Consider the following 4,226-nt stretch of genomic DNA (forward strand, 5'->3'; position numbering starts at 1 on the left):
CGCCGCCGCGACCTCGCTCGCCTTGCCCAGCATCCCCCGCGCCGAGGCCGAGGTATGGATCGCCTGCCCGCGCAATTCCGCGCCCTCGCGGCTTGCGCGCTCGACCGTCGCGCCGATCGAGTCGCGGAATTCGGTGGAAAGCCGGTCGCGCGCCACCTGCGCGCTGTGCTCGCGGTACATGTTGTAGATCTCGACGGTGATGTCGGCTTCCAGCGCCGAGAGCCGCATCAGCGTATCGACCAGCAAGGGCAGGCGCGGATCTGCGCCGCCGATCCGGCGGATGAGCACCTCCAGCGCCGCACGGTCGCTTGCGCTGATCATCGAGAGCAGCGCCATCGGCGGCACCCCCGATTCATAGGCGGCGGCAACCGATCGCTCGATCGATTCGACCCAGGTCTTGCCGGTGGTGTCGAGGAAGCGATTGCGCAGGAACACCACGCCGACATCGATCATCTTCGCGGTATCGGAAGGCGCCCAGTCCCGCTCCTCGGGGAAACAGCGCACCCATTGGTGCCAATAGGCGGCAGAGACGGACTCGATTTCCGGCTCCAGTATTTCCCAGCAGTCGCGACTCGACTGGAGCAGCGATCCCTCGAAGTCGAACACGCGCAGCCGCGCTGCCGTGTCGATCCGCGCACTCATCGTGCCGGATGCTGCCAGTGCCTGGGTCGATACCGAATTCGTCACGCACACATCCCCGGTAGGCGGCCGCATTTCGGGCCGCATCGGCCAAGCTATGTCGCTTCAGTGGTTAAGAGCCGGTTAGGAGGATCCATGGCATTGCGGGTTCGCACCATCTTGCGCCCACCACCCGGCTGAACCTAAGGGCAATCCGTCTTGCATCCTCGTCCTGCGGGATTAAGGAAGCCCGCGTCGACCGAAAGGATTTATCGTTGGCCAACGTCCGCAACACGGCGCGACCGCTGTCGCCGCACCTCGGCATCTACAAATGGGGGCCGCACATGGCGGTCTCGATCATCCACCGCGCCACCGGCTCCGGCATGGCAACCGTGGGTACCGGCCTGTTCGTCTGGTGGCTCGTCGCCCTCGCCTACGGCCCCGACGCCTATGCGACGTTCCTCGACACCTTCACGCTGTCGAACGGCAAGCTCAACATCCTCGGCTATCTCGTCGGGGTCGGGCTCAGCTTCTCGCTGTTCCAGCACATGGGCTCGGGCGTTCGCCACTTCTTCCTCGATGCCGGCGCGAATTTCGAGCTGCGCGCCAACAAGCGCAGCGCGCTCGCCACCTTCGCGTTCAGCATCCTCGCCACCGCGACCTTCTGGGTCGTGCTTCTGGAGAAGGCTCATGGGTAACGGAACCCGGCTCGGTCGCGTCCGCGGCCTCGGCTCCGCGCACGAAGGCGCGGGCGAATGGTGGAAGCACAAGGTTTCCTCGGGATCGAACCTGCTGCTGACGCTGTGGCTGATGGTGTCGGTCGCGCTGCTGCCGGCCTATGACTTCGCGACCATCGCCGGCTGGATCGCCCAGCCGCTCGTCGCGGTGCCGCTGATCCTCCTGGTGCTCAGCGTCACCCATCACTTCCGTCACGGCCTGCAGGTCGTGATCGAGGATTATCAGCACGACGAAAGCCGCTTCGTGCTGATCGTCCTGCTCGAATATTTCACGATCACCGTCCGCGTGCTCGCGATCTTCTCGATCCTGAAGATCGCGTTCACCACCACCGGAGTGGCTGCCTGATGTCCGCCGCCTACAAGATCATCGATCATATCTACGACACCGTCGTCGTCGGCGCCGGGGGCTCGGGCCTCCGCGCGGTGATGGAAGTGGCGCAGTCGGGCCTCAAGACCGCCTGCATCACCAAGGTGTTCCCCACCCGCAGCCACACCGTGGCGGCGCAGGGCGGCATCGCCGCCAGCCTCGGCAACATGGGTCCGGACCACTGGACCTGGCACATGTACGACACCGTCAAGGGCTCCGACTGGCTCGGCGACCAGGACGCGATCGAGTATCTGACCCGCGAGGCCCCGGCCGCGGTCTATGAGCTCGAGCATGCCGGCATGCCGTTCAGCCGCACCGACGAGGGCAAGATCTACCAGCGCCCGTTCGGCGGCATGATGCAGAACATGGGCGAAGGCCCGCCCGCGCAGCGCACCTGCGCCGCGGCCGACCGTACCGGCCATGCGATGCTGCACACGCTGTACCAGCAGAGCCTGAAGTACGACGCGGACTTCTTCATCGAATATTTCGCGCTCGACCTGATCATGGAAAATGGCGAGTGCCGCGGCGTGATCGCGCTGTGCATGGAAGACGGTTCGATCCACCGCTTCCGCAGCCATGCGGTGGTGCTGGCGACCGGCGGCTATGGCCGCGTCTACCAGTCGGCCACCTCGGCGCACACCTGCACCGGCGACGGCAACGCGATGGTGCTCCGCGCCGGCCTGCCGCTGCAGGACATGGAGTTCGTCCAGTTCCACCCGACCGGCATCTACGGCGCGGGCGTGCTGATCACCGAGGGTGCGCGCGGCGAAGGCGGCTATCTCACCAACTCCGAGGGTGAGCGCTTCATGGAGCGCTATGCGCCGTCCGCCAAGGATCTCGCCAGCCGCGACGTCGTGTCGCGCTCGATGGCGATGGAGATCCGCGAAGGCCGCGGCGTCGGCAAGGAGAAGGACCATATCTTCCTTCACCTCAACCATATCGACCCGAAGATCCTGGCCGAGCGCCTGCCCGGCATCACCGAGACCGGCAAGGTCTTCGCCGGCGTCGACCTCACCCGCCAGCCGCTGCCGGTGGTGCCGACCGTCCATTACAACATGGGCGGCATCCCGACCAACTATCACGGCGAAGTCGTCCATCTGAAGGACGGCAATCCGGATGCGGTCGTCCCCGGCCTGTTCGCGGTCGGCGAAGCGGCCTGCGTGTCGGTGCACGGCGCCAACCGCCTCGGCTCCAACTCGTTGATCGACCTCGTGGTGTTCGGCCGCGCGACGGGCAAGCGGATCGTCGACATCCTCAAGCCGAACACCCCGCACCACCCGCTGCCGAAGGATTCGGAAGCGCTGGCGCTGGGTCGCCTCGACCATTTCCGCAACGCCAATGGCGGCACCCGCACGGCACAGCTGCGCGCCGACATGCAGAAGACGATGCAGCGCCACTGCGCCGTGTTCCGCACCGAGGAGCTGATGGCCGAGGGCGTCAGCCACATGGAGCAGGTCTACAAGGGCCTGGAGGACGTGCACGTCAGCGACCGTTCACTGGTGTGGAACACCGATCTCGTCGAGACGCTCGAGCTGGACAACCTGCTCGGCCAGGCGATGGTGACGATCCGCAGCGCGATCAACCGCAAGGAAAGCCGCGGCGCCCACATGCACGAGGACTTCCCCGAGCGCGACGACGCGGAGTGGATGAAGCACACCATCGCGACGTTCGACGGCTGGGGCGGCAAGGGCGGCAAGACCGACATCGACTACCGCCCGGTCCACGACTACACGCTCACCGACGCGATCGACTACATCAAGCCGAAGAAGCGGGTGTACTGATCCGCTGAACGGTTAGGTTTCGGAAAGGCCGGGGCGGCGACGCTCCGGCCTTTTTGTTTGCCCCGCGAGCCGTCACCCCGACGAAAGTCGGGATCCATTGGGGTCTCCGTTCCGATTCCTGCTGATAGCGAAAGGCGTCTGGATCCCGGCTTTCGCCGGGATGACGAACGTGGAGAAGGTGAGGGCCTACCGAACCCCGAACCGCGCACTCGCCAGATGGTGCGCGTGGCAGATCGCCACCGCGAGCGCGTCGGCCGCATCGGCCCCGACGATCTTCACCCCCGGCAGCAGCCGCGAGACCATCGCATGGACCTGCTCCTTGTCGGCATTGCCCACGCCGACCACGGACTTCTTGACCGTGCTCGGCTTGTACTCGCCGACATCGATGCCCACCCGCGCGGCGGCGCACAGCACCACCCCGCGCGCCTGGCCGAGCTTCAGCGTCGACTGCGCGTTGGAATTGACGAACACCTCCTCGACCGCCGCCGCCTCGGGCGCATGATCGGCGATCAGCGCGGCGAGCATGGCGTCGAGATGGGCGAGCCGGCGCGGCAGCGCGGCCTTGGTGTCGGTCACCAGCTTGCCGTGCGCCAGATGGCCGATCCGGTTCCCCTCGGCGCGGATTAGCCCCCAGCCGGTCGTGCCAAGGCCGGGGTCGAGTCCCAGAATGATCACAACTCAAGCCCCTCCCCTTCAGGCGCATCAGGTCGGTGCTGCCCCCGG

The 4,226-nt window shown here is 66.4% G+C and carries 4 protein-coding genes and 1 pseudogene; 3 read left to right on the top strand and 2 right to left on the bottom strand.

What is annotated here, in order from left to right:
* A pseudogene (locus KK7_RS0118300) lies at positions 1-687 on the bottom strand (methyl-accepting chemotaxis protein); the annotation flags it as partial.
* Between the two features lie 206 nt (positions 688-893).
* On the opposite strand from KK7_RS0118300, the gene sdhC reads away from it, so the two are divergent.
* The 3 genes from sdhC to sdhA are packed head-to-tail and all read left to right on the top strand — an operon-like array spanning position 894 to position 3,503.
* Positions 894-1,316, top strand: coding sequence for a succinate dehydrogenase, cytochrome b556 subunit (sdhC, locus tag KK7_RS0118305; protein WP_010546092.1), 423 nt, complete (start codon positions 894-896; stop codon positions 1,314-1,316).
* Positions 1,309-1,701: a succinate dehydrogenase, hydrophobic membrane anchor protein gene (gene sdhD, locus KK7_RS0118310; RefSeq protein ID WP_010546093.1), complete on the top strand. Its 393-nt coding sequence runs from the start codon at positions 1,309-1,311 to the stop codon at positions 1,699-1,701. The genes sdhC and sdhD overlap by 8 nt, the downstream gene beginning before the upstream one ends.
* Entirely contained in the window at positions 1,701-3,503 is a 1,803-nt protein-coding gene (gene sdhA / locus KK7_RS0118315; protein WP_010546094.1) for a succinate dehydrogenase flavoprotein subunit, read from the top strand. The genes sdhD and sdhA overlap by 1 nt, the downstream gene beginning before the upstream one ends.
* Positions 3,504-3,689: 186 nt before the next feature.
* Here sdhA and ruvC read toward each other — a convergent pair whose 3' ends face one another.
* Positions 3,690-4,178, bottom strand: coding sequence for a crossover junction endodeoxyribonuclease RuvC (gene ruvC / locus KK7_RS0118320; RefSeq protein WP_010546095.1), 489 nt, complete (start codon positions 4,176-4,178; stop codon positions 3,690-3,692).
* Positions 4,179-4,226: the final 48 nt, after the last annotated feature.

The organism is Sphingomonas elodea ATCC 31461, from assembly GCF_000226955.1.
GTDB lineage: Bacteria > Pseudomonadota > Alphaproteobacteria > Sphingomonadales > Sphingomonadaceae > Sphingomonas > Sphingomonas elodea.